19 protein-coding genes and 1 pseudogene are annotated in these 24774 nt (G+C 71.2%); 11 read left to right on the forward strand and 9 right to left on the reverse strand.

What is annotated here, in order from left to right:
* Positions 1–23 precede the first annotated feature (23 nt).
* The 3 genes from argS to CSC66_RS15800 all read left to right on the forward strand — a co-directional run bounded on the left by argS (position 24) and on the right by CSC66_RS15800 (position 3361).
* Positions 24–1712, forward strand: coding sequence for an arginine--tRNA ligase (argS, locus tag CSC66_RS15790; RefSeq protein WP_162378375.1), 1689 nt, complete (start codon positions 24–26; stop codon positions 1710–1712).
* Positions 1713–1755: 43 nt separating this feature from the next.
* Positions 1756–2508 carry an SPOR domain-containing protein gene (locus CSC66_RS15795; RefSeq protein WP_162378376.1) on the forward strand — a complete coding sequence of 251 codons (753 nt, stop codon included), beginning with the start codon at positions 1756–1758 and terminating at the stop codon, positions 2506–2508.
* 103 nt (positions 2509–2611) lie between these two features.
* On the forward strand, positions 2612–3361 hold the full coding sequence (locus tag CSC66_RS15800; protein ID WP_162378377.1) for an SDR family NAD(P)-dependent oxidoreductase: 750 nt from the start codon (positions 2612–2614) through the stop codon (positions 3359–3361).
* 109 nt (positions 3362–3470) lie between these two features.
* Here the strand turns inward: CSC66_RS15800 and CSC66_RS15805 are convergent, their stop codons facing one another.
* Positions 3471–4151, reverse strand: coding sequence for a MarC family NAAT transporter (locus CSC66_RS15805; RefSeq protein ID WP_162378378.1), 681 nt, complete (start codon positions 4149–4151; stop codon positions 3471–3473).
* Between the two features lie 181 nt (positions 4152–4332).
* Positions 4333–6222 carry an arginine decarboxylase gene (speA, locus tag CSC66_RS15810; RefSeq protein WP_162378379.1) on the reverse strand — a complete coding sequence of 630 codons (1890 nt, stop codon included), beginning with the start codon at positions 6220–6222 and terminating at the stop codon, positions 4333–4335.
* Positions 6223–6401: 179 nt separating this feature from the next.
* Here speA and speE point away from each other — a divergent pair, with 179 nt between their 5' ends.
* Complete coding sequence (gene speE, locus CSC66_RS15815; protein ID WP_162378380.1) at positions 6402–7262, forward strand: polyamine aminopropyltransferase; 861 nt, start codon at positions 6402–6404, stop codon at positions 7260–7262.
* 202 nt (positions 7263–7464) lie between these two features.
* Positions 7465–8131 (forward strand): annotated as a pseudogene (locus CSC66_RS15820) (phosphotransferase).
* A gap of 10 nt (positions 8132–8141) precedes the next feature.
* Here CSC66_RS15820 and CSC66_RS15825 read toward each other — a convergent pair.
* Positions 8142–8480, reverse strand: coding sequence for a P-II family nitrogen regulator (locus tag CSC66_RS15825; protein ID WP_162378381.1), 339 nt, complete (start codon positions 8478–8480; stop codon positions 8142–8144).
* Positions 8481–8660: 180 nt separating this feature from the next.
* Between CSC66_RS15825 and ubiK the strand changes: the two genes are divergently transcribed.
* From ubiK to CSC66_RS15840, 3 genes are all read left to right on the forward strand, one after another.
* A complete protein-coding gene (ubiK, locus tag CSC66_RS15830; RefSeq protein ID WP_162378382.1) occupies positions 8661–8936 on the forward strand; it encodes a ubiquinone biosynthesis accessory factor UbiK in 276 nt (91 codons plus the stop codon).
* Positions 8937–8943: 7 nt separating this feature from the next.
* A complete protein-coding gene (locus CSC66_RS15835; RefSeq protein ID WP_162378383.1) occupies positions 8944–10458 on the forward strand; it encodes a YifB family Mg chelatase-like AAA ATPase in 1515 nt (504 codons plus the stop codon).
* A 406-nt stretch (positions 10459–10864) separates the two neighbouring features.
* Positions 10865–12955 (forward strand): S9 family peptidase, encoded by a 2091-nt coding sequence (locus tag CSC66_RS15840; protein WP_162378384.1) that lies wholly within the window; start codon positions 10865–10867, stop codon positions 12953–12955.
* A 57-nt stretch (positions 12956–13012) separates the two neighbouring features.
* On the opposite strand, the gene CSC66_RS15845 is transcribed toward CSC66_RS15840, so the two are convergent.
* Positions 13013–14161 (reverse strand): putative peptide maturation dehydrogenase, encoded by a 1149-nt coding sequence (locus CSC66_RS15845; protein ID WP_162378385.1) that lies wholly within the window; start codon positions 14159–14161, stop codon positions 13013–13015.
* A gap of 85 nt (positions 14162–14246) precedes the next feature.
* Here CSC66_RS15845 and CSC66_RS15850 point away from each other — a divergent pair, with 85 nt between their 5' ends.
* Positions 14247–14561: an NHLP-related RiPP peptide gene (locus CSC66_RS15850; protein WP_162378386.1), complete on the forward strand. Its 315-nt coding sequence runs from the start codon at positions 14247–14249 to the stop codon at positions 14559–14561.
* A 50-nt stretch (positions 14562–14611) separates the two neighbouring features.
* On the opposite strand, the gene CSC66_RS15855 is transcribed toward CSC66_RS15850, so the two are convergent.
* From CSC66_RS15855 to aceB, 4 genes are all read right to left on the reverse strand, one after another.
* Positions 14612–17116: a putative peptide modification system cyclase gene (locus tag CSC66_RS15855; protein ID WP_162378387.1), complete on the reverse strand. Its 2505-nt coding sequence runs from the start codon at positions 17114–17116 to the stop codon at positions 14612–14614.
* A gap of 19 nt (positions 17117–17135) precedes the next feature.
* A complete protein-coding gene (locus CSC66_RS15860; RefSeq protein WP_162378388.1) occupies positions 17136–18176 on the reverse strand; it encodes a GGDEF domain-containing protein in 1041 nt (346 codons plus the stop codon).
* Positions 18177–18784: 608 nt separating this feature from the next.
* On the reverse strand, positions 18785–20077 hold the full coding sequence (gene aceA, locus CSC66_RS15865; protein ID WP_162378389.1) for an isocitrate lyase: 1293 nt from the start codon (positions 20075–20077) through the stop codon (positions 18785–18787).
* A gap of 162 nt (positions 20078–20239) precedes the next feature.
* Positions 20240–21934 carry a malate synthase A gene (gene aceB / locus CSC66_RS15870; protein ID WP_162378390.1) on the reverse strand — a complete coding sequence of 565 codons (1695 nt, stop codon included), beginning with the start codon at positions 21932–21934 and terminating at the stop codon, positions 20240–20242.
* 118 nt (positions 21935–22052) lie between these two features.
* Between aceB and CSC66_RS15875 the strand changes: the two genes are divergently transcribed.
* Complete coding sequence (locus CSC66_RS15875; RefSeq protein ID WP_162378391.1) at positions 22053–23015, forward strand: LysR family transcriptional regulator; 963 nt, start codon at positions 22053–22055, stop codon at positions 23013–23015.
* Positions 23016–23406: 391 nt separating this feature from the next.
* On the opposite strand, the gene lepB is transcribed toward CSC66_RS15875, so the two are convergent.
* A complete protein-coding gene (lepB, locus tag CSC66_RS15880) occupies positions 23407–24036 on the reverse strand; it encodes a signal peptidase I (RefSeq protein ID WP_162378392.1) in 630 nt (209 codons plus the stop codon).
* A gap of 154 nt (positions 24037–24190) precedes the next feature.
* Here lepB and CSC66_RS15885 point away from each other — a divergent pair.
* A partial coding sequence (locus tag CSC66_RS15885) for a hypothetical protein (protein WP_162378393.1) occupies positions 24191–24774 on the forward strand: 584 nt, incomplete at its 3' end.

Here is a 24774-nt window from a genome sequence, read left to right on the forward strand (position 1 = left end):
GACCGCACGAATCCGCCTCCCGCGTGAAAACCCTCCTCAACGCCCTGGTGAACCAGGGCATCGACGCGCTGCGTGCCTCCGGCACCCTGCCCGCCGACGCCGCGACTCCCGATTTCGTCATCGAGCGGCCCAAGACCCGCGAACACGGCGACTTCGCCACCAACGCGGCGATGCTGCTGGCCAAGGCCGCGCGCAGCAACCCGCGCGCGATCGCGCAGGCACTGGTCGCGGCGCTGCCGGCCAGCGACGACGTCGCCCGCGTCGAGATCGCCGGCCCGGGCTTCATCAACTTCCACCTCGCCCCGGGCGCGTGGCAGCGCGAAGTCGCCGCCGCGCTGCGCCACGGCGTGGAGTACGGCCGCAACACCTCCGGCCAGGGCCATACCGCCGGCGTGGAATACGTCTCGGCCAACCCCACCGGCCCGCTGCACGTGGGCCACGCCCGCGCCGCCGCCATCGGCGATTGCATCGCGCGCGTGCTCGACGCCAACGGCTGGACGGTCAAGCGCGAGTTCTACTACAACGACGCCGGCGTGCAGATCGAGAACCTGGCGCGCTCCACCCAGGCGCGCCTGCGCGGGCTCAAGCCCGGCGACGCCGACTGGCCGGCCGACGCCTACAACGGCGACTACATCCAGGACGTGGCCGACGGCTACCTGCGCGGCGACATCGTGCGCATCGAAGGCCATGAAGTCGCCGGCAGCGGCGACGCCGAGGACCTCGACGCGATCCGCCGCTTCGCCGTGGCCTGGCTGCGCAACGAGCAGAACCAGGACCTGGCCGCGTTCGGCGTGGACTTCGACATCTATTTCCTCGAGAGCTCGCTGTACACCGGCGGCAAGGTCGAGGAGACCGTGCGCGAACTGGTCGCCAAGGGCCACACCTACGAGGAGGGCGGCGCGCTGTGGCTGCGCACCACCGACTTCGGCGACGACAAGGACCGCGTCATGCGCAAGTCCGACGGCACCTACACCTACTTCGTGCCGGACGTGGCCTACCACCTGAGCAAGTGGCAGCGCGGCTACGAGCGCGCGATCACCGAACTGGGCGCCGACCACCACGGCTCGCTGGCCCGCGTGCGCGCCGGCCTGCAGGCGCTGGACGTCGGCATCCCCAGGGGCTGGCCGGAATACGTGCTGCACCAGATGGTCACGGTGATGCGCGGCGGCGAGGAGGTGAAGCTGTCCAAGCGCGCCGGTTCCTACCTGACCCTGCGCGATCTGATCGAGGAAGCCGGGCGCGACGCCACGCGCTGGTTCCTGATCGCGCGCAAGCCCGATTCGCAGCTGGTGTTCGACATCGACCTGGCGCGCCAGCAGAGCAACGACAACCCGGTGTTCTACGTGCAGTACGCGCACGCCCGCGTCGCCGCGCTGCTGCGCCAGTGCACCGAGAAGGGCTACGCGTACGACCAGGCCAATGCGCTGGCCAGGCTGGAAAGGCTCGACGACGAGGGTTCGCTTTCGCTGATGGTCGAGCTCTCGCGCTGGCCGGAGACGGTGGAAGCGGCGGGCCAGTCGCTGGAACCGCACCTGGTCGCCCAGTACCTGCGCGAACTGGCCTATGCTTTCCACACCTGGTACGCGAACACGCCGGTGCTGGTGGAGGACGCGGACCTGCGCGACGCGCGCCTGGCCCTGGCCCTGGCCGTGCGCCAGGCCCTGGCCAACGGCCTGGACCTGCTCGGCGTCAGCGCGCCGGAGCGGATGTGAGGCGCCCGACCCGCGCGCCGGATAGAAACGGAGACATGCAGTAATGGCGGCAAGACGTGGCAAGAACCAGGCCCGGCGGACGAGTGGCAATGGTCGCAGCAGCGGCCGCCCGGCGTGGGTCTGGGTGGTGGCGGGCGTGGCGATCGGCGCGGTGGTCTTCCTGGCCGTGCCCGACCTGCTGAAGAAGGACGGCGACGGCTTCGCCCGCTTCGGCCCGCGCGCCAATCCCGACGCGCAGCCGGCGCCGATCGCCGACAGCGAGGCCATCGCCGACACCCCCGCCGGCGGCGCGGCGACCGCGCCGGCCGATGCGGCGCCGCAGTACGACTTCTACACCGTGCTGCCCGGCAACGAAGTGCGCATGTCCGACGCCGAGCTGGCCGCCAGCGCGCGCGAGGAGGAGGCACGGCGCGCCCAGGACGAGGCGCGGCGCGCCCGCGAGGCACTGGAAGGCCGCGCGCCGCCCCCGGCGCCGACCGCCGCGCCCGCAGCCGTCGCCGAAGCACCGGTGACGGTGGCCAGCGCACAGCCGTCACCCGCACCCGCGGCGCCGACCGGCGATGGCGCCCGCTACATCCTCCAGGCCGGCGCCTTCGGCGCCTCCGGCGACGCGGAGGAAGTGAAGGCCAAGATCGCCATGCTTGGCCTCGGCGCCCGGGTCGAATCGGGCCAGGCGGGCGGCAAGACCGTCTACCGCGTGCGCATGGGGCCCTACGGCAGTGCCAGCGAACTGGCCGAAGCCAAGCGCAAGCTCGCCGACAGCGGCCTGCCGGCGATGGCCATAAAAGCCCAGTAGAGCGGGGCTCGCCCCGCTGCCCACGCCTGGGGGCAGCTGCCAACGCTGTCGTCGGGGATTACAGCGGGCCAAGGCCCGCTCTACGAGAAGCCGAGGACACCCCATGACCCACACCGCCTTCATCACTGGCGCCACCTCCGGCTTCGGCCTGGCCGCAGCGCGCCGTTTCACCGGTGCCGGCTGGAAGGTCGTCGCCACCGGCCGACGCGGCGACCGCCTGCAGGCGCTGGTGGACGAACTGGGCGCGGCGAACGTGCACCCGGCGCGATTCGACGTTCGCGATGCGGCGGCGATGGAGGCGGCGCTCGGTGCCCTGCCCGAAGGCTTCCGCGACATCGACGTGCTGGTCAACAACGCCGGCCTGGCGCTGGGGACGGCGCCGGCGCAGCAGGCCAGCCTCGAGGACTGGCGGGTGATGATCGACACCAACATCACCGCGCTGGTGACGCTGACCCACCGGCTGCTGCCGGCGCTGGTCGCGCGCAAGGGCGTGGTCATCAATATCAGTTCGGTGGCCGGTGTGTATCCGTACCCGGGCGGCAACGTCTACGGCGGCACCAAGGCCTTCGTCAGCCAGTTCTCGCTGAACCTGCGCACCGACCTGCACGGCACCGGCGTGCGCGTGACCACGATCGAGCCGGGCATGGCCGAAACCGAGTTCACCCTGGTGCGCACGCACGGCAACCAGGCCGCTTCGGACACGCTGTACAAGGGCGCGCAGCCGATGACCGCCGAGGACATCGCCGAGCAGATCTTCCATGTCGCCACCCTGCCGGCCCACCTCAACATCAACCGGCTGGAGATCATGCCGGTGACCCAGTCCTTCGCCGGGTTCCAGGTCCACCGCGGCTGACGCCGCCAGGCGAACACGCTCGTCGTAGGAGCCGATCCTTATCGGCGACCGGGCGTCGGGCTGACCGGGGCGTCGCCCGTGCCGTCGGGTCGCCGATAAGGATCGGCTCCTACAGGCGCAGCAGCGCCGCCACTTCCTCGGCGATCTCGTAGATCCCGTTGACCACGAACTGCACGCCGATGCAGACCAGCAGGAAGCCCATCAGCCGCGAGAACGCCTCCACGCCGCTGTTGCCGAGCTTGCGCATGATGGTGCCGGCGCTGCGCAGGCACAGCAGCAGGATCAGGCTGGCCAGGAAGAACACCAGCGGCGGCGTGGCGTGCATGACCCACTCGGCATACGGCCGCTCGTCCTGCACCGCCGCGGCGGTGCTGATGATCAGGGCGATGGTGCCCGGGCCGGCGGTGCTGGGCATCGCCAGCGGGATGAAGGCGATGTCATCGGTGCGGTGCTGGCGCAGCTCCTCGCTGCGGCGCTCGACTTCGGGCGTCTCGTCCAGCTTCTGCTGCGGGAACAGCATGCGGAAGCCGATGAACGCCACGATCAGGCCGCCGGCGATGCGCAGGCCCGTGATCGAAATGCCGAACACGTTCATCACCAGCTGGCCGGCGTAGTACGCGGTGGCCATGATCACGAACACGTAGATCGAGGCCTTGAGCGCCTGGCGGTCGCGCTCCTCCTCGCTCATGCCGCGCGACAGGCCCATCAGCAGCGCGACGGTGGTAAGCGGATTGGCCAGCGGCAACAGGGTCGCCAGGCCGATGCTGACCGCCTTCAACAGTTCCAGCACTCCGTGCACTCCCGCCGGGCCCGGGATTCACCATACACGGCCGGCGGTTGCATGCGCGACCGCCGTGCCGGTGCCCTGCATGACGGCGGTCGCCGCTGCGTCCGGCGCAATGCGCGCCGCACCGGCGGCGCGGCCATGCCCTACTGCCGGCGGTGCGCGCCCCCGCCGGACGAGGCGCCCGTCAGGCCAGCGGCTCGTCCGACAAGTAGGTGTAGCCGGTCAGCCCGGCTTCCAGCGCCGCGGCCAGCGCCAGCGACTCGGCTTCCGGCAGGCCCGCGTCGTGCACCCGCTGCGCGTACGCCTGGCGCAGGTCGTCCAGGCGGTAGCCGACGTAGTCGAGCATGACGTCGGTGGTGTCGCCGCGACGCTGCTGGGTCAGTTCGTAGCCGCCGTCGGCCGTGAGGCGCACTTCCACCGCGTCGGTGTCGCCGAACAGGTTGTGGATGTCGCCGAGGATTTCCTGGTAGGCGCCGACCAGGAAGAACGCGAGCCGGTAGCCCTCGCCGTGCCGCACCGGGTGCAGCGGCAGCGAGGTGTCCAGGCCGCCGTTCTCGACGTAGGTCTTGACCGTGCCGTCCGAGTCGCAGGTCATGTCGGCGATCACGCCGCGGCGCGTGGGCGCTTCGTCGAGCCGGTCGATCGGCACGATAGGGAACACCTGGTCGATCGCCCAGGCGTCGGGGATCGACTCGAACACGCTGAAGTTGACGAAGTACTTATCGACCAGGCGGTCGTTGAGTTCGTCCAGCACCGGGCGGTGGCTGCGCTCGCCGCCGTCCAGCTGCGCGCGCACGCCGTGGGCGACGGCGTAGAACAGGTCGTCCACGCGCGCGCGCTGCGGCAGGTCGATCTGGCCCAGCGCGTAGGCGGACAGGCCTTCGGCATGGAAATGCTGGGCCTCGTGGAACAGCTCCAGCGGCGGCCGCTGCTGCAGGTCGGCGTGCAGCTCGCGCAGGTGGCGGATCACCGCCGGCTCGTCGTCGTGCGCGTCGGGCACGCGGCCCTCCGGCGCGGTCTCCACCTCGGTGGTGTTGGCCACCAGCACCGCGTGGTGCGCGGTCATCGCGCGGCCGCATTCGGTGACGATGCGCGGAGGCACCAGGCCCTGCTCGGCGCAGGCCTCGGCCAGCGGCTGGACGATGTTGGCCGCGTACTGGTTCAGGCCGTAGTTGATCGAGCACTCGCTGCGCGAGCGGGTGCCTTCGTAGTCGATGCCCAGGCCGCCGCCCACGTCCATGTAGCGCACCTTCGCGCCCAGGCGCGAGAGCTCGCTGAAGTAGCGGGTCGCCTCGCGCATGCCGTTGGCGATGTCGCGCACGTTGGAGATCTGCGAGCCCATGTGGAAGTGCAGCAGCTGCAGGCAGTCGCTCATGCCCGAGTCGCGCAGCGACTTCCACAGGTCCAGCAGCTGGCGCGGGGACAGGCCGAACTTGGCCTTGTCGCCGCCGCTGTTCTGCCACTTGCCCGCGCCCAGGCTGGCCAGGCGCATGCGCACGCCCAGCCCGGGGCGTACGTCCAGGTTGCGCGCCTCCTCCATCACCAGCGCCAGCTCGGAGGGCTTCTCGATGACGATGAAGGTCTCCAGGCCCAGCTTGCGGCCGATCAGGGCCAGGCGGATGTACTCGCGGTCCTTGTAGCCGTTGCAGACGATCAGCCCGCCCGGCCGCGACAGCGCCAGCACCGCCATCAGCTCCGGCTTGCTGCCGGCCTCCAGGCCGAAACCCTCGCCCTGGTGGCTGGCCAGGGTGCCGGCCACGCCGCGGTGCTGGTTGACCTTGATCGGGTACACGGCCGTGTAGCCGCCGCTGTAGTCCGCCTCGGCCATGGCCCGGGCGAAGGCGGCCTGCAGCCGGCCGAGGCGGTCGCCGAGGATGTCCGGGAAGCGCAGCAGCAGCGGCAGCTGCATGCCCTGGCCGCGCGCGGCCTCTACCAGCGCGGGCAGCGCCAAGGCCGGGCCGCCTTCGCCGCGCGGCAGCACCTGCATGGCGCCACCGGCCACGTCGAAGTAACCGCCGGACCAGTGCGGGATGGACCAGGTCTTGCGGGCGTGGTCGGCGGACCAGTCGCTCATCGGCGTGCGGCTCGGGCTGCAATGAAGGACGCGCATTCTAACCCCGGCGTCCGGGAGGGTCCGTTACAATGCGCGCCCTTCGCCGTCCGGGACGTCCGGGCGGGTTTTCCGCCGCTGCCGGCCGCGCCGGCCCGACCGACCGCGCCCACCGGCGCCCGCGCCATCCACGAGGACCGCCCATGAGCCCCCAGGACAACTGGTACATCGAGCATTTCGAGCCGACCGGCTCGGCTATCGGCTACCGCGTCGAAGCGAAGCTGGACGAGGTGCAGTCGCCGTTCCAGAAGATCGAGATCTACAGGACGACCGACTGGGGCAACCTGATGCTGATCGACGGCGCGGTGATGCTCACCAGCCGCGACAACTTCCTGTACCACGAGATGATCAGCCATCCGGTGCTGTTCACCCACGCGGCCCCGAAGCGCGTGGTGATCATCGGCGGCGGCGACTGCGGCACGCTGCGCGAGGTGCTCAAGCACCCGGGCGTGGAGAGCGCGACCCAGTGCGACATCGACGAGCAGGTCACGCGCATGGCCGAGAAGTATTTCCCGGAACTGTGCGATGCCAACGGCGATCCGCGCGCCGAACTGCTGTTCGATGATGGCGTGGCCTACATGGCCAACTGCCCGGCCGGCAGCGTGGACGTGGTGATCGTGGACTCGACCGACCCGGTCGGCCCGGCCGAGGGCCTGTTCAACAAGGACTTCTACGCCAGCTGCTTCCGCGCGCTGAAGGACGACGGGATCCTGGTGCAGCAGTCCGAATCGCCGCTGGCCCAGCTCGAGCTGATCAAGGCGATGCGCTCGGAGATGGGCAAGGCCGGCTTCAGCACGTTCAAGACCCTGCCGTTCCCGCAGCCGTGCTACCCGACCGGCTGGTGGAGCGTGACCCTGGCGCGCAAGGGCCAGGGCTTCGGCTTCCGCGACGGCGATGCGGCGGCCAAGGGCTTCAAGACGAAGTACTACAACGCGCACCTGCACCAGGGCGTGCTGGTCGCACCGCCGTTCGTGGCCGAGGCGCTGGGCGAAGCGCAAGGCTGAGCGGACAGGCCATGCGCCGGTCGCAGGACGACCGGCGCGACCGCCACGGGAGCCGATGCGGGCCAGCCGCCTCGCGGCCGCACTGGCGCCCCGGATGAAACACAGCTTCGACCGGCGTGGCGTTTATCGCCATGCCTGCGGCGCGCAGAATACCCGCCCCCACGTTGCGATCGCGCCGGCCATGGCCGGACGCGCATTCCTGATGAACTGCCTGATACCGTGCCCGTCGGCGCGTGGCGCCGCCGTGCCAGCGCTTCCCCGTCGCCTGCTCAAGCGTGGCGAGCGCCTGCTCGAACCCGACGTCTACCTCACCCGGGTCGACGATGCGCCCGCGGTCGTCAAGGACTACGGCCGCTACCGGCGCACTCCGCTGGCGCCGCTGGCGCGCGTTCTGGTCCGCCGCGAGGCGCGCCACCTGCGGCGCCTGCGCGGATGGGCGCATGCGCCGATGCTGGTCGGCGTGGTCGGCGGCCTCGCCTTGGCCATGGAGTTCGTCCCCGGGGGGGCCGCTGGGCGGCGAGGCGGCGGCAAACGACGAGACCTTCCGGCGCCTGCGCGGCGCGGTGGCGCAGCTGCATGCCAGCGGCATCACCCACAACGACCTGCACCCGGCCAACGTGATCGTCGATGGCGAACGGGTAGTACTGATCGACTTCGCCTCGGCGCTGCGCACGCCACGCTGGTTGCGCAATCTGCCGGTCCTGCGCGAGCTGCGCCGCAGTGACCTGGCCAACACCTACCGCATCGAGCGGCGCGTGACCGGGCGCGCGCCCGGGGCGCGCGTGGCCGCGACGCTGGCCGCACCGCGCTGGTCGACGGCGCTGCGCGACGCCTGGAAGCGCTTCTACCGTGGCCTGCGCGGCCGCTGAGCGCCGCCGGCTACAGCGCGTCGGCGTCCAGTTCGCCGGTGCGGATCCGCACCACCTGGCCGAGGTCGTAGACGAACACCTTGCCGTCGCCGATCTTGCCGGTGGCGGCGGCGCGCACGATCGCCTCGACCACGGCCTCGACCTGGTCGTCGGTCACCGCGACCTCGACCTTCACCTTGGGCAGGAAGTCGACAACGTACTCGGCGCCGCGGTACAGCTCGGTATGGCCCTTCTGCCGGCCGAAGCCCTTCACCTCGGTGACGGTGATGCCGGCGATGCCGTGGGCCGACAACGCCTCGCGCACGTCGTCGAGCTTGAACGGCTTGATCACGGCCATGATCATCTTCATCGGGCGGCTCCAGGACGCAGGCGGAGCCAGAGGATAACCCGGCGCGCGCTTGCCACGCGGCGGCGCGCTCCGGTCCAATGCTGCAACTGGCGCCGGATTTTTCCCACCGGACGCGGCGCCACAGCCCGATTCCCGCCGTCGCCGCGCCGGCGCACGCTACCTTCAACGCCGGAGACCGCCATGATCGACCTGCACCACATCGACGACCTCGCCCGCCGCCTCAGCGAGCTGGTGCCGCCGGGCCTGCGCGAATCCGGCGAGGAGCTGCAGGCCAGCTTCCGCGGCGCGCTGCAGGCCGGCCTCGGCAAGCTCGACCTGGTCACCCGCGAGGAGTTCGACGTGCAGCGCGCGGTGCTGCTGCGCACGCGGGAGAAGCTGGAGAAGCTCGAGCGCCAGGTCGAGGACCTCGAAGCGCGCCTGCACGCGGCCGGCCAGTCGCCCGCGCGCCCGGAGTGACCCCGCCATGGGCCTGGCGCTGGTGCACAGCCGGGCCCGCGCAGGCATCGCCGCTCCGCCGGTGCAGGTCGAGGTGCACCTGTCCGGCGGCCTGCCCTCGACCCAGATCGTCGGCCTGCCGGCCGCCGCGGTGCGCGAATCGCGCGACCGGGTGCGCGCGGCGATCCTCTGCGCGCAGTTCGAGTACCCGCAGCGGCGCATCACCATCAACCTGGCGCCGGCCGACCTGCCCAAGGATGGCGGCCGCTTCGACCTGCCGATCGCGCTGGGCATCCTCGCCGCCAGCGGCCAGATCGACCGCGACGCGCTGGCCGGCTGCGAGTTCCTCGGCGAGTTGGGCCTGACCGGCGAGCTGCGCGCGGTCGATGGCGTGCTGCCGGCCGTGCTGGCCGCCACCCGCGACGGCCGCCGCCTGGTGGTGCCGGCCGGCAGCGGCGCCGAGGCGGCGCTGGCGCGCGATGCCGAGGCCTACGTCGCCCGCACCCTGCTGGAAACCTGCGCCGGGCTCGGCGGCACCACCGCGTTGCCGCGCGCGCAGGGAGGCAAGGAGCCAGCCGCCGCTCCTGCGTCGGCGCCGGACATGGCCGACGTCCGCGGCCAGGCCCAGGCCCGGCGCGCGCTGGAGATCGCCGCCGCCGGCGGCCATCACCTGCTGATGAGCGGCCCGCCCGGCTGCGGCAAGACCCTGCTGGCGTCGCGCCTGCCCGGCCTGCTGCCGGAGGCGAGCGAGGCCGAGGCGCTGGAAACGGCCGCGGTGGCCTCGATCAGCGGCCGCGGCTTCGACCCGCGGCTGTGGCGGCAGCGGCCGTGGCGCGCGCCGCACCACGGCGCCAGCGCGGCGGCGCTGGCTGGTGGCGGCAGCCCGCCGCGGCCCGGCGAGATCTCGCTGGCGCACAACGGCGTGCTGTTCCTCGACGAGCTGCCCGAATGGCACCGCGCCGTGCTGGAGGTGCTGCGCGAGCCGCTGGAATCGGGGCGGATCACGGTCGCCCGCGCCGGACGCAGCGCCGAGTTCCCGGCCCGCTTCCAGCTGGTCGCGGCGATGAACCCGTGCCCCTGCGGCTGGGCCGGCGACCCGTCCTCGCGCTGCCGCTGCAGCCCGGACCGGATCCGCCAGTACTGGGGCCGGATCTCCGGCCCGCTGCTGGACCGCATCGACCTGCACCTGGCGATGGCGCGCCTGCCGCCGCAGGCGCTGCGCGGGGACGCACCGCCGGGCGAGTCCAGCGCCGCCATCCGTGGGCGCGTGATCGCCGCGCAGGCGCGGCAGCTGGAACGCGCAGGCCGGCTCAACGCGCGCCTGGACAATGCCGGCATCACCCGCGACTGCCGGCTCGGCGACGACGGCCAGCGCCTGCTCGAGCAGGCCTGCGAACGCCTGCAGCTCACCGCCCGCAGCCTGCACCGGGTGCTGCGCGTGGCCCGCACCATCGCCGACCTCGAGGCCGCGTCGGCGATCGCCACAACCCACCTGGCGGAGGCATTGGGGTATCGCGCCCCCCTGTCCACGCCGGCGACATGACCACAGCCCGCGGGCGCACCCGCCGCGCGGCCTCCCACCGCCAACACGAGCGCAGCCGGGCAAGGCGGCACGACACTCGTAGAGCGGGGCTTGCCCCGCTGCCTTCCGGCTAGGCCATCGTCATCCCAGCCGGGCAAGCCCGGCTCTACGACACCCATCGCGCAAGCTCGGGCCACTACCCTCCATCGGCCAAGACGGGCGCCGCCGGGCAGGCTCGCTCCACCGTAGAGCGGGGCTTGCCCCGCTGCCTTCCGGCAAGGCCATCGTCGGTGCAGCCGGGCAAGCCCGGCCCTACGGGGCGTGCCATCGGTCATGGGGGTGGTTTAACGGGACGGGAACGACGGCGGTGGGGCACATCGGCTAGCGTGCGTCTTCCGATGCCGCCGGCATCCCCGGGGAACCCGCCATGCGCCACAGCAAACTGTTCGTCGCCTCCAGCCTCGTCCTTGCCCTGGCCGCCTGCGGCGGCAAGCAGGACGACGCGACCACCGCCACGCCGGCAACCGCCGCGCCCGAGGCACCCAAGGAAGTGGAACTGATCGCGCGCGATGCGCTGTTCGGCAATCCCGAGCGCGCCGGCGTGCAGATCAGCCCCGACGGCAAGTACCTGAGCTGGATCGCGCCCGTCGACGGCGTGATGAACGTCTGGGTCGCACCGTCCAGCGATCCGTCGGCCGGACGCGCGGTGACCGACGACAAGGCGCGCGGCATCCGCAACTACTTCTGGTCCTACCGCCCCGACACGCTGCTGTACCTGCGCGACAACGGCGGCGACGAGGATTTCCACCTGTACGCAGTGGACCTGGCCAGCAACCAGAGCCGCGACCTGACCCCGTTCGAGAAGACCACCGCGCAGGTCGTCGGCGTCAGCCCGACCCAGCCCGACAGCATCCTGGTCGGCATGAACGACCGCGACGCCAAGTGGCACGACCTGTACCGCGTCGACCTGGCCAGCGGCGAGCGCACCCTGGTGGAGAAGAACACCCAGGAGATCGCCGGCTACATCGCCGACGGCGCGTACAACCTGCGCTTCGCCCAGCGCTCGCGCCCGGACGGCGGCATGGACATCCTCAAGCGCGCCGGCAGCGCCTGGGAGAAGGCTGACGACGTGCCGTTCGAGGACGTGCTCACCACGAATGTCCTGGGCCTGACCCACGACGGCAAGACCCTGTACCTGGCCGACTCGCGCAACCGCAACACCTCGGCGGTGTACGCGATCGACAGCGGCACCGGCGAGCGCAGGCTGCTGGCCGAGGACGCGCGCGCCGACATCGGCGGCGGCCTGTCCGATCCGCGCACCGGCGAGCTGCAGGCCGTGTCGGTCGATTACCTGCGCGAGGAATGGAAGCCGCTGGGCGACGCGCTCGCCGCCGACCTGAAGGCGCTGGAGGGCATCGGCCCGGGCGAGGCGGGCGTCAACGCGCGCACGCTCGACGACAGGACCTGGATCGTCACCTACTCGGCCGCCGAATCGCCGGTGGTCTACTACCGCTACGACCGCACCCCCGGCGCCGAGGGCAAGCTGACCAAGCTGTTCTCCGCGCGCCCGGCGCTGGACGGCAAGCCGCTGGCGCCGATGTGGCCGCTGGAGATCAAGTCGCGCGACGGCCTGACCCTGCCCAGCTACCTCACCCTGCCGGTGCAGGCCGACGCCGACGGCGACGGCAAGGCCGACGCGCCGGTGCCGATGGTGCTGCTGGTCCACGGCGGGCCGTGGGCGCGCGACGACTATGGCTACAGCAGCTACGACCAGTGGCTGGCCAACCGCGGCTACGCGGTGCTGTCGGTCAACTACCGTGGCTCCACCGGCTTCGGCAAGGAGTTCACCAACGCCGGCGACGGCGAGTGGGGTCGGAAGATGCACGACGACCTGATCGACGCGGTGCAGTGGGCCGTCGGCCAGGGCATCACCACCGCAGACAAGGTCGCGATCATGGGCGGCAGCTACGGCGGCTACGCCACTCTGGCCGGCCTGACCTTCACCCCCGACACCTTCGCCTGCGGCGTGGACATCGTCGGCCCGTCCAACCTCAACACGCTGCTGGCGACCGTGCCACCCTACTGGGCCAGCTTCTACGAGCAGCTGGCCAGGCGCATGGGCGACCCGCGCACCGAGGAAGGCAGGAAGTGGCTGACCGAGCGCTCGCCACTGACCCACGCCGACAAGATCAGCAAGCCGCTGCTGATCGGCCAGGGCGCCAACGACCCACGCGTGAAGCAGGCCGAGAGCGACCAGATCGTCGAGGCGATGAAGGCCAAGAACATCCCGGTCACCTACGTGCTGTTTCCCGACGAGGGCCACGGCTTCGCCCGCCCGGAGAACAACAAGGCCTTCAACGCGATCACCGAGAACTTCCTGGCCAAGTGCCTGGGCGGCCGCGCCCAGCCGATCGGCGAGGACCTCAAGGGCTCCAGCGTCACCGTGCCCACCGGCGCCGACGGCGTGGAAGGGCTGAGCGCGGCGCTGCAGGCGCATACGCAGGACGTGCGCAAGTAAGTCGCTGCTACGAGAGCGGGCGCCGGATTCCGGCGCCCGACCACCTCCACAGGCCGGTCAAGTCCGCCACACGTGGCCGGCGGGATCGAACTCGGCGTTGTTCATCAGATCGCCGCGCCAGCCGAAGCCGCCCAACGCCATCACGCCCTCCTCGAGCGGATCCAGGCCCAGGGCTTCCTCGATGTCGGCTTCGTTTATCGCGCAGGTGACGAACGCGCCCAGTCCGAGATCGGTAGCCGCCAGATACAGCGTCTGCGACAGGTGGCCCACGTCCATGGTGACCGCCCGGTAGGCCTTCGGGTGACGCCGGTACTTCCAGAAGCAGCGCCCGAAGCGCGTTGCCATGGCCACCATGACCGGGGCGTTGGCGAACCAGTACTGGCCGGCCACCGTGCGCAAGGCCAGCTCCTCCAGCGAGTCCTCCGGCGCCGGCATCGGCTCGAGTGCGTGCTCGATCGCATGGTAGTGATACAGCCCCGGCGCCAGCCCCTCGACGTTCTGCACGATCAGGTAGGCCTCGGTGGGGTGCAGCCCACCGCCCGACGGACTGCCCTTCTTCAGGAATACCGTGTCGTCCTCTACCTGCCAGATCTCCTGCGCGGAGAATACCCGCTGCATCATTGCCCCGAGGACTTCGGCGGACAGGGGACGCGATGCGAAGTTGCGGCACGTGGCGCGGCGCTTCAGGAGTTCATCGAATCCGGCTCCTGCGGCGCGCGGCAGTGGCACCCGATCGTCCGGGGAGGCGCGCGCGACGACAGCGGGAGGTGGGCTGCCAAGATTCGAGCGCAAGCCCTCCGCGGTGGCCAGGCCCGCAGCCTCGGTGGCAGCCGCCGCATCGCAACCGCGCCAGCGGCTGGCCCGGTGCAACATGGCCGCCGGTGGCCACCAATGGCTGTCGCGCAGCTTCGCCTCGCCGCCGCCCGCCCCGTCTTCGGCAAGCACCAGGCCGCACTCCAGCAGCTTCGGCAGTGCGGTCGACGCCGCTCCGAGGATCCCGGGCTCGACCCACTCACGGGGCGACAGGCGTCCAAGGCACTCGACCTCGGCGATGTCCAGCACCACCTCTCCGGGAAGATGTGGCGCATGCGCGATCCACTCCTGGCGTCGGACCGCGCCGCCACCGCCAGCCAGGAGCGAACCCAGGTCGAACTCCGCGTGTTCCCGCGGTTCGATGTATGTAACGGCGCAGCGGCGGACCCGCATCCTGTCTCCCCCTTGAAAGCAAGCCCGGCCAGTATGACGATGTCGGGCCGCACAAGCCGTGCGGCGCAGCGCGAGGGGGCATTGAATGAGTACCGAGCAGACCAGGCAACCGATGGATCCGGCCGTCGTCGACAAGCTTCTCGACCGGCTGTCCAGTGATGACGAATACCGGGAGCTTTTCGCCAAGGACCCGCGGGCGGCACTGGAGCAGGTCGGCCACAAGGTGCCGTCCGACGACGCGATGGCATGTGCGCGGACCGAAACACTGGCCTCGAAGGAAGAAATCGCGCAGGCCCGCAAGCTGCTCGCCGACCACCTGACCGACCAGGCCGCCATGGCCATGACCGTGATCTTCAATTTCGAAGCCGGGCGGATCAGGACCAAGCTGTCGAAGTCCTGACTCCCCACCCGCGCCCGTCCCGGGCGCGGGTGCGATTCCCGGGGTGCCGGCTATCTAGCGTGCCCCTGCTGCCATGTCGGCGCTGCCGGGCGCGGCACCGCTGCCATCGCATTGAGCGGAAGCAGCAACTGGGCCAGTGCCGGCTCCGCCCATGCCCTGCCCCGCCGGGCATGGAGCCATGCATCCTGCGCAGCGGCCTCGTCCGCTCGTACCCCGTCCCGGTACAGGTCGCGCATGACCAGGCGGGCCTGCACTAGTTCGCTGCCATCCAGCTGGGGAGTCAGCCGGGCGATGCCTTCCTCGACTTTCCCGTCCAGCCGGAGCTGGTTCGCGCGCGCGATCGCCAGCATCTTCTCGGCCATCGGATTACCCGACCCGGCGACCTGCGGCTCCAGCCAGTCCATCCATCGGCGCGCCAGGGCGGTCTCGCCGCTCCGCTGGGCGATATAGCTGAGGGCCGCCATCCGGAACAGGTCCTCGTGGCGCGAGACGCGCCCGGGGTCGGCCAGCGCGGCTGCCAGCAGCCGCTCGGTCGTTTCCAGTTCCGATCTCGGAATGCTCCGCCCGGCTGCCGAAAGCACGGCCAGATGGGCCACCTGGAAATGCCTGGGGAAGGGGTCGGGCAGGTTCCGCGCCTCGTCGCGCACCATGGAGGACAGCTGGACCGCCTGGCCCACATCCCCGTCTTCGAGCGCCATGGTGGCAAGCAGCCGTTGCGCCAGCAGCCACATCACCTTGCCTGACTCGGGCCCCACCTGGGCCAGCAGCTTCCTGGCTTCGTCGCGTCGCCCCAGCAACATCAAGGACTCCGCCCGGGTGCCCATCGAGGACAGCGCTGCCCCGGGGCCCGCGTCATCAAGCGCCTTGAGTGCTTCCTCGGGCTGCCCCAGGGCGTTGTGGGCACGGGCGACGTGGGCCAGCGTCGTCGCCCTGCGCGGAGCCTGCGGCACGGTGGCCGCCCAGGCGTGTCGAAGCGCTTCTTCGAAGCGGCTGTCCACGAGCAGGTACCAGGAGGCATTGGACTGCGCCGCGAAGTCGTCCGGATACATCTTCGCCAGGGCGAGCCATTGCGCCAGCGAATCGCCGCGCGGCGAGACCTCCGCCTCCCACACATCCACGAACAGCTGGTCGCGCGGCATGAGCTGGTCGCGCACCTTCTTCGCATCCTGCACGTGGAGCACGGCCGCCTGCTGTTCACTCCTCGCCCAGGCGATGCTGGCCATGCCGAGGTGCGCGCGAGCGAACGTGGGGTCGATCCTGATGGCGCTGGCGTAAAGCGGACCGGCCTCGTCGAACTTCATCCTCGCCATCGCCGACTCGGCCAGCGCGTAGGCACGCAGGGCGTTGAGGTCGGAGGTCGTCGCCTGCGGCAGCGGCGTCGCGCTCGCACTGATGCTTGCGATCGCCTCGCCCAGGTTGCCTCGCAGTTTTCCGGACACCTCGTCGATCGAGCCGAGTACCGAGTTCAACCCGCGCCCGGTGGCGTGATCCGCATATACGGTCGCCTGAGTGGCGGGATCGACCAGTTCGATGGAGAACTGCAGCCTGTCGTCGACCTCGCTGACCGTCGGAATGATGACGGCGCGGGCTCCGTCGCGCAGTGCCACCTGGGAAGCGAGGTTGCGGTCCAGCACCGCCTTGTCCGGGTCCAGGCGCATCTGCTGCAGCGTCTGCTGAACCTTGAGCTCGCTCAGGACATTCACGTAACGCGACTGGCCGATGCTGATCCGGAACGCCTGCTCCAGAGAATCGTCCAGTACCGTCTGGCCGGTGAGATTGCGCAGGTCGCCCACCACCACCCAGTCGCGCTCGGAGAAGGCGATCGCCGGCTCCGGGCGGGTCATGAACCAGCCGCCGACGACCAGGCCGACGACCACCACCACCTCGGCGGCGATCGCCACCGGGCGCCGCCACACCGGCATCTCGCGCCGCGCCTTGGCGTCGCCGCGCGGCGCGCGCAGCGGCGCCAGGCCGGACTCGCCGACCTCGTGCACTTCCTGCACCTCGGGCACGCCCTTGAACAGCCAGCGGCCGTGGCTGCGCCATTGCAGCTCGTTGCCACGCTCGCCCAGCTCGCGCACCGAGCGCCGCACCAGCGGCTCGACCACCGACGACAGCAGGATCTGGCCGGGCCGGGCCAGCTGCATCAGCCGCGCGGTGAACGGCTTGGCCAGGCCTTCGATCTCGACCGGCTTGGCCCCGGCGTTCACCGCCTCCTCGCTGTTGCGCCAGATCAGCACCTCGCCCACGTGCAGGCCGGCGCGCGCCAGCAGCGGGTCGGTGCGGTGGGCGTTGCCCAGCGCTTCCAGGCCGCGGCGGTAGTCCAGGGCGAAACCGAGCCCGTCCAGCGGGCGCTCGAACAGCAGCAACAGGCCATCGGAGCGGTCGATCAGGCGGCCGCGCCAGCGCTGCTGCAGCTCCAGCACCAGCCGGTCATGGTCGCGGAACAGGGCCGCGGCCGGGCCGTCGCCGAGCTTCTCGACCAGGACGGTCGAGTCGCAGAGGTCGGTCAGCAGCAGGGTCCGCAGTTGCGGCGCCTGGCTGTCGTGCGGCATGCCGTCCATCGTCGCAGCCTCATCCGCCCGGGAGCGGCGGCAGGCCGTCGATCCAGAACGCGCGGTTGCCGCCCAGGCGCTTGGACTCGTACAGGGCCGCATCGGCGCGCGCGTACCAGTCGTTCCAGTCCTGCTCCGGTTCGACCAGGCAGGCGCCCACGCTCACCGGGCAGATGGTCGGCACCGCCTGCTGCAGCAGCAGCAGGTTGCGGGTGGTGGCCACCACGAACTCGGCGTAGCGCATCACGTCTTCGCGCTTCTGCGCCGAGACCAGCAGGCAGAATTCGTCGCCGCCCAGACGGCAGGGCACGTCGTCCGGGCCGGCGACCGAGCGCAGGATGCCGGCGATGTTCTGCAGCACGCGGTCGCCGATCAGGTGGCCATGGTCGTCGTTGACCTGCTTGAAGCGGTCGCAGTCCACCAGCACCAGGCCCATGGCCTCCTTCATCCCCAGCCGGCGGCATTCCTGCAGGTGCAGGGTCAGGCCGCGGCGGTTGTACAGGCCGGTGAGCTCGTCGGTGCGGATCAGCTCCTCGGTCTGGTTGAGCTGGTGGGTGGTGGCGTAGAGGTTGTCCAGCGCCGTCTCCAGGTCCTGGTTGCGGCGGCGCAGCTGGCGGATCAGGCTCTGCTCGTTGAGCACCACCCGAGTAATGGAGCGGCGCAGGAACTGCGCTACCAGGTGCGGATCGCGTGCCACAAGCTGCTGGAACTCATCCTCCCCCAGCTCGACCAGGGCGCCGTCGCTGGCGGCGACCGCGTCGGCGCTACGGGTGTGCTCGCCGATCAGCAGGCCCAGCTCGCCGAAGAATTCCTGCGGCCCCAGCTGCTTGGTGGCCAGGTCGTTGCCGAAGTCCAGCTCGACCCGGCCATGGGAGATCACGTACATGACCTCGCCGGTGTCGCCGCGGCGGAACAGGCGCTCGCCGGCGCGCATCGGCCGTTCGCGACCGACGGCCGCGAACAGGTTGAACTCGCACGACGACAGGGCGGCGTTTCCACCACCGCTGGCTTCCTGGTCGTTCCTGTCCCGGACGCTGCGCGTCACGCCGTCGCTCGACATCCCACGGCTCCCGTACCCGGCCCCCTCCGGATGAGCACGGAGCATACCATCGGCCCGCGTACGGCATAGCGCGCGGCGCGCGGCCCGGCCACCGGCCGTCGGGCCGGAACCGCCGCCCGGGAGCCCCGGAACGTAGCCGCTGGACCGGCCGCACTCGTGGCCAGGCCGGCGGCGGCCGTGCGGCGCGGGCCCCTTCCTGCGCGGACCGGGGGGTAGCCGCCCACCCGGCGGGGTCGACCCCAGCGTGCAGCCCGCTTCCCGCCATGGTCCAGCTCCCGGCATGCCTGCCGCCGGCGGATGCCGGCCCCTGACCGGGCTAACGCCGGAACCGGACCAAGGGGGCCGCGTCCTCCGGCAACAGGGTGGCCTTGGCCTCCATGCCGGAAACGGTATAGCCCCGCCCCCGCATGTAGGAGCCCATCTTCATGGGCGACACGAGCGCCGGAGCGAACGGGGCGGCGCCCTGGGCAAGGGGCGTCGGGTCGCCGATGAATCGGCTCCTACAGATCGAGCGCCGCCGCGCGGGAAAAAAAGGGGTGCGCCCCCTCCCGGGGCGCACCCGCACGACCTGTCACGGCCTGGAGGCCGGTTGCGGCATAGCCCTGGCCTCAGGCCGCCGCGCGGTCGTGGAACTGCTCTTCCTCGGTCGAGCCCTTCAGCGCGGTGGTCGAGGACTGGCCCTGCTGGATCGCCTGGGTCACCTGGTCGAAGTAGCCGGTGCCGACCTCGCGCTGGTGCTTGACCGCGGTGAAGCCCTTCTCGGCGGCGGCGAACTCGGCCTCCTGCAGCTCCACGAATGCGCTCATCTGCCGGCGGGCGTAGCCGTGGGCCAGGTTGAACATCGAGTAGTTCAGCGCATGGAAGCCGGCCAGGGTGATGAACTGGAACTTGTAGCCGTAGCTGGCGATCTCCTTCTGGAATTTCGCGATGGTGGCGTCGTCCAGGTTCTTCTTCCAGTTGAACGAGGGCGAGCAGTTGTAGGCCAGCAGCTTGCCCGGGTACTTCGCGTGGATCGCCTCGGCGAACCTGCGCGCGAACTCCAGGTCCGGCTTGCCGGTCTCGCACCAGACCAGGTCGGCGTAAGGCGCGTAGGCCAGGCCACGGCTGATCGACTGCTCCAGGCCGTTGCGCACCTTGTAGAAGCCCTCGACCGTGCGCTCGCCGGTGCAGAACGGCTTGTCGTTGTCGTCGACGTCGGAGGTCAGCAGGTCGGCGGCCTCCGCGTCGGTGCGCGCGACCAGCAGCGTCGGCACGCCCATCACGTCGGCGGCCAGGCGCGCGGCGTTGAGCTTCTCCACCGCCTCGCGGGTCGGCACCAGCACCTTGCCGCCCATGTGCCCGCACTTCTTCACCGAGGCCAGCTGGTCCTCGAAGTGCACGCCCGCCGCGCCGGCCTCGATCATCGCCTTCATCAGCTCGAACGCGTTGAGCACGCCGCCGAAGCCGGCTTCGGCGTCGGCCACGATCGGCTGCAGGAAGTCGATGCTGTCGTCGCCCTCGGCATGGTGCAGCTGGTCGGCCCGCAGCAGCGCGTTGTTGATCCGGCGCACCACCGCCGGCACCGAGTCGGCCGGGTACAGCGACTGGTCCGGATACATCTGCCCGGCCAGGTTGGCGTCGGCGGCGACCTGCCAGCCGGACAGGTAGATCGCGTTCAAACCCGCCTTGACCTGCTGCATGGCCTGGTTGCCGGTCAGCGCACCGAGCGCGTTGACGAAATCCTTCTCGTGCAGGTAGCGCCACAGCTTCTCCGCGCCGATCTTCGCGATCGAATGCTCGACCGGGATCGTGCCGCGCAACCGGACCACGTCGGCGGCGGTGTAGTTGCGGGTGATGCCGGCCCAGCGCGGGTCGGTGTTCCATTCGTGCTGGATCTGTTCGGCGGTCTTCAGCGTGGTCATGGTGTTCTCCGTGGGACGGCTTGCGGCGGCTTGGCGTGGTGCCGGACTGTCCGGCGAGGTGGCAACGGGGGCGGGGCGAGCCGCGCTTGGTGCCTCGTAGAGCCGGGCTTGCCCGGCTTGGGGGGTGGCGGGTGCTTCAGCGGGGCGGGCCCCGCTCTACGGTCAGTCGATCCGGGCGTACGCCGGCAGGGTCAGGAACTCGACCAGCTGGCAGGCACGGGTCAGTTCGTCGAGCAGGGCGATGGCTTCGGGAATGCGCGAGCCGCCCGGCAGCGCGGCGGTATCGCCCAGCCGGCCCGGCAATGCGGCCAGGGCCCGCTCGAACAGGGCGAAGTCGATCACCGTGCCGTCGGCCAGGTGCACCGGGCTGCCGTCGGCGTGGCGGCCGCGCGGATCGGAGTGGTGCAGCCACTGCCACAGCTGGGCGCGGGCGATCTCGGCGGTGGCCGCGTCCTCCATCAGCCAGTGGATCGGCACGCAGCCGTTGCCGTCGAGCCAGGCGGCCATGTAGCGCACGCAGACTTCGATGTTGTTCTCGAAGCCCTCGCGGGTGATGGTGCCTTCGCTGGGGCGGATCAGGTCGTCGCGGGTGGCGTGCACGTCCTCGCGCAGCACGTGGTGCTGGTGGGGCGTGGGCATGTGCGCGTCGAAGATCGCGCGCGCCACCGGGATCAGCGCCGGGTGCGCGACCCAGGTGCCGTCGTGGCCGGCGGTGACCTCGCGCAACTTGTCGGCGCGCACCCGCGCCATCGCCTGCTCGTTGGCCGCTTCGTCGCCCGCGATCGGGATCTGCGCGGCCATGCCGCCCATCGCGTGCGCGCCGCGGCGGTGGCAGGTGCGGATCAGCAGCTCCGAATAGGCCCTCAGGAACGGCTGGGTCATGGTCACCTGGCCGCGCTCGGGAAGCACCTTGTCGGCGTGGGCGCGGAAGGTCTTCAGGTACGAGAAGATGTAGTCCCAGCGCCCGCAGTTGAGGCCGACGATGCGGTCCTTCAGCGCATGCAGGATCTCGTCCATCTCGAACACCGCCGGCAGGGTCTCGATCAGCACCGTCACCTTCATCTGCCCATGCGGCAGGCCGAGCATCGCTTCCACGTGCGACAGCGCCGCCTCCCACAGCGCGGCCTCCTCCATCGACTGCAGCTTGGGCAGGTAGAAGAAGGGGCCGCGGTCGTTGGCCATCAGGGTGCGCGCGTTGTGCCAGGCGAACACGGCCATGTCGAACAGGCCGCCGGCGATCGCCTCGCCGTCGATCCGCACGTGCTTCTCGTCCAGGTGCCAGCCGCGCGGGCGCACGATCAGCACCGCGCGTTCCTCGTACGGGCGCAGCCGGTACTGCTTGCCGTTGTCGGCCTCGAAGGTGAGCGTGCCGTCGACCGCGGCGGCCAGCGCGCGCTGGCCGGCCAGCAGGTTGCGCCAGGTCGGCGCGGTCGAATCCTCGAAGTCGGCCATGTAGCACTGCGCGCCGGAATTGAGCGCATTGATCACCATCTTCGGGTCGGTCGGCCCGGTGATCTCCACGCGCCGGTCCTGCAGCGCGCGCGGAATCGGGGCGACCTTCCAGTTGGCTTCACGGATGGCGACGGTGTCGGCGCGGAAGTCCGGCAGGGCGCCGGCATCGAACGCGGCCTGGCGCTCGCGGCGCGCGGCCAGGCGGGCGCGCCGCTCCGGCTCGATCGCCCGGTGCAACGACACCAGCAGGCCCAGCAGCGGCGCCGGCAGCAGCTGCTCCTGGCCGGCGACGCGCTCGGTCAGCGCCAGGCCGGCGGCGGCGCGGGGAGCGGCGGCGACGCTGGCGGGGCGGCTGGACGCGGGACGGGTCGGCGGAATCGTGGCGGCAGTGGCGGTGGCGGACATGGCAGGCTCCAGGGCTGCTCGGGTCGGGAGTCCACGCTGCGCTGCGGCAAACTATTTGACAAAACAGTTTTGTCAATGTACTTCATAAGCTCAACTAATATGTAGTCACAACCATCCCGTGGCTGGCAGCGCAAACCCCCGTTTTTCCTACAAATCCGACCGGCTCAAGCCGCTGCGCGCGTTCTGCCAGACGGTGCGCCTGGGCTCGGTGTCGCGTGCCGCCGATGCCCTGTTCGTCAGCCAGCCGGCCATCACCCTGCAACTGCAGGCGCTGGAACGGGACCTGGGCATGCCCCTGCTCGAGCGCAACGGCCGCCGCCTGGCCCCGACCCGGGAGGGCGAGATCCTGTACGAGATGGCCCTGCCGCTGGTCGAGCAGCTCGACGGCCTGGAGGCCGCGTTCCGCGAACGGGTCCAGGGCCTGGATGCCGGCGAGCTGAAGATCGCCGCCAACAGCTCGACCATCCTCTACCTGCTGCCGCGGATCGTGGAGGCGTTCCGGGCGCACCATCCCGAGGTCCGCCTGACCCTGCACAACGTGGTCGCCAGCGAGGGCACCGACCTGCTGCGCGAGGACGCGGTGGACCTGGTGGTCGGCACCCTGCTCGACGTACCGGCGGACCTGAGCTACGAGGGCGCGTACCGCTTCGAGCAGCGGCTGATCGCCCCGCCCGGGCACCCGCTGCTGCGCAAGGCGCGGCTGGAGCTGGCCGACCTGGCGGCGCACCCGCTGATCCTGCCGCCCAAGCGGCAGATCACCTGGCGCCTGGTCGACCTGGTGCTGCAGCAGAACCGGGTGCCGTACACCGTGGCGCTGGAGGTCAGCGGCTGGGACGTGATCAAGCAGTACGTGGCGATGGGCATGGGCGTGTCGATCGTGCCCTCGATCTGCCTGGGCGAGAACGATGGCGATCGCCTGGCGTCGCGCTCGCTGGCCGCATTCTTCCCGTCGCGCAGCTACGGCGTGGTGGTGCGCAAGGGCCGCGTGCTGTCGCCGCAGGCGCGTGCGTTCATCGCGCTGATCAAGCCGGACCTGATGTCGCCGCGCGAGTACGACGAGGCGGGGCACTCGGAGCGATAGGGCCGGCTCCTGGAACGGAAGCAGCAACCCGGCGACGGCGCCCGCACCGGCGACCGGTGCACGTCACGCCTTCTTCCCCGGATCCGCCGGCGGCTTCCTCTTCGGGGGCTCCGGCAGCTCGCCGCCCTTGAGGCGCAGGCCGTACTGGTGCTCGTATTCGTGCGCCCGGCGGCCGGATGCGGGTTTCGCGGGCGCTTTGTCCGTCTCGCGCCGGTCTGGCATGTGACTTCCTCGCCCGGTGGAAAGCATCGTCGATGCCAGCAATAACGCCAGCCATGACGGCAATGGGCCGTCGTCGACACGGGTACCACTGCGACCAGGCCGGCGCGAGGCAGGGTCCGGAGAAACAGGCGCCCATGACCGTGCGAACGTTCCCGCCAGGGCGGCCCGCCTACAGTCGCTGCCACTCCAGGCCCTCGCCGCGGCGCCAGTACACGGCCACGGCCCGCGCGTAGATCGCGTCGGCCTCGACGAAGCCGAACCAGCGTCCGTCGGCGCTGCGGCCACGATGGTCGCCGAGCACCAGCACGCGCCCCTCCGGCACCTCGATGCCGGCGATGTCCGGGCCGCCGCCATCGGCCAGGTCCAGCTGCGCCACGCGCAGGCCGAAGCGCTCGGCCGACGGCGCGCCCGGGTCGGCCATCGGCACGCTGTTGACCACCAGCCGGCCATCGCGCAGTTCGACCCGGTCGCCGGCCACCGCGACCACGCGCTTGATCAGGCGGGTGCCGTCGACCGGCGAATCGAACACGACCACGTCGCCACGCCGGGGCTGGCCGCGTTCGACCAGCACGTGGCGGGTGAACGGCACGCGTACCCCGTAGGCGCTCATGTCCACCGCGACGCGGTCGCCGGGCTGCAGGGTCGGCTGCATCGAGCCGCTGGGCACGTGGTAGTGGTTGGCGAACGAGGCGCGCGCGGCACCGAGCAGCAACAACAGGGCCAGCATCGGCAGCACTTCGCGGCGCAGCCAGTGGCCGGCGCTGCGGATGCGCGCGAGCGGTGGCGCGGGCGGGGACATCGACGGTTCCATCGGCGGCGGCTCCGGCGGTTCGGGATCCCCACGCTAGCGCCGCCGGCCGGCTGGCACCACATGACCGATGGCACGGCGCGGCCGGTCACGCGCCGCGACGCGCGGCCGCGCTATCGTGGGCGCGGCTGCACGGAGGTGGCGGATGCGCGGTTTCCTCGATTTCAGTTCCTGGTCCGGCCTGCTCACCACCCTGTTCGGACTGGTGCTGGTGTCGCTGGTGGCGGTCGGCATCCGCCTGGTGTTCATGCAGACCCTGCAGCGCCGGCGCGAGCGCGAGAACCGCCAGGTCAACGAGCGTTTGAAGACGCTGATCGCCGCTTACAAGACCCTCGGCGGTTCCTTCACCGGTGAGCTGGGCGTGGACCCGAGCCACCTGCGCGACCTGCGCCGCGACCCGGCCCGTGCGGGCAGCGAGGCTGCGGACACGCCCGGCGCCGAGCGCCGGCGCCGGATCCGCGACGCGGTCGAGGCAGCACTGTCGGACGTGATCCTGCTGGGGACCGAGGAGCAGGTGCGGCTGGCCGCGCAGGCCGCCCAGGACATGGTCGCCGGACGGCGGGTCGAGACCGCGGCGCTGGTTGCCTCGCTGCGCGCGTTCATCCGCCAGGCGCTGGACCTGGCGCCGATCCCCCCGGGCGTGGCCATCCCCAGCCAGGGCCCGCTGCGCGTCACGGCCGGAGGCGGTGGCGGCAAGCGTGATGGCGCTGGCGAGGGACGGGGCGGAGG

The sequence above is a fragment of the Pseudoxanthomonas kaohsiungensis genome (assembly GCF_010211765.1).
In the GTDB taxonomy this organism is placed as follows: Bacteria; Pseudomonadota; Gammaproteobacteria; order Xanthomonadales; family Xanthomonadaceae; genus Pseudoxanthomonas; species Pseudoxanthomonas kaohsiungensis.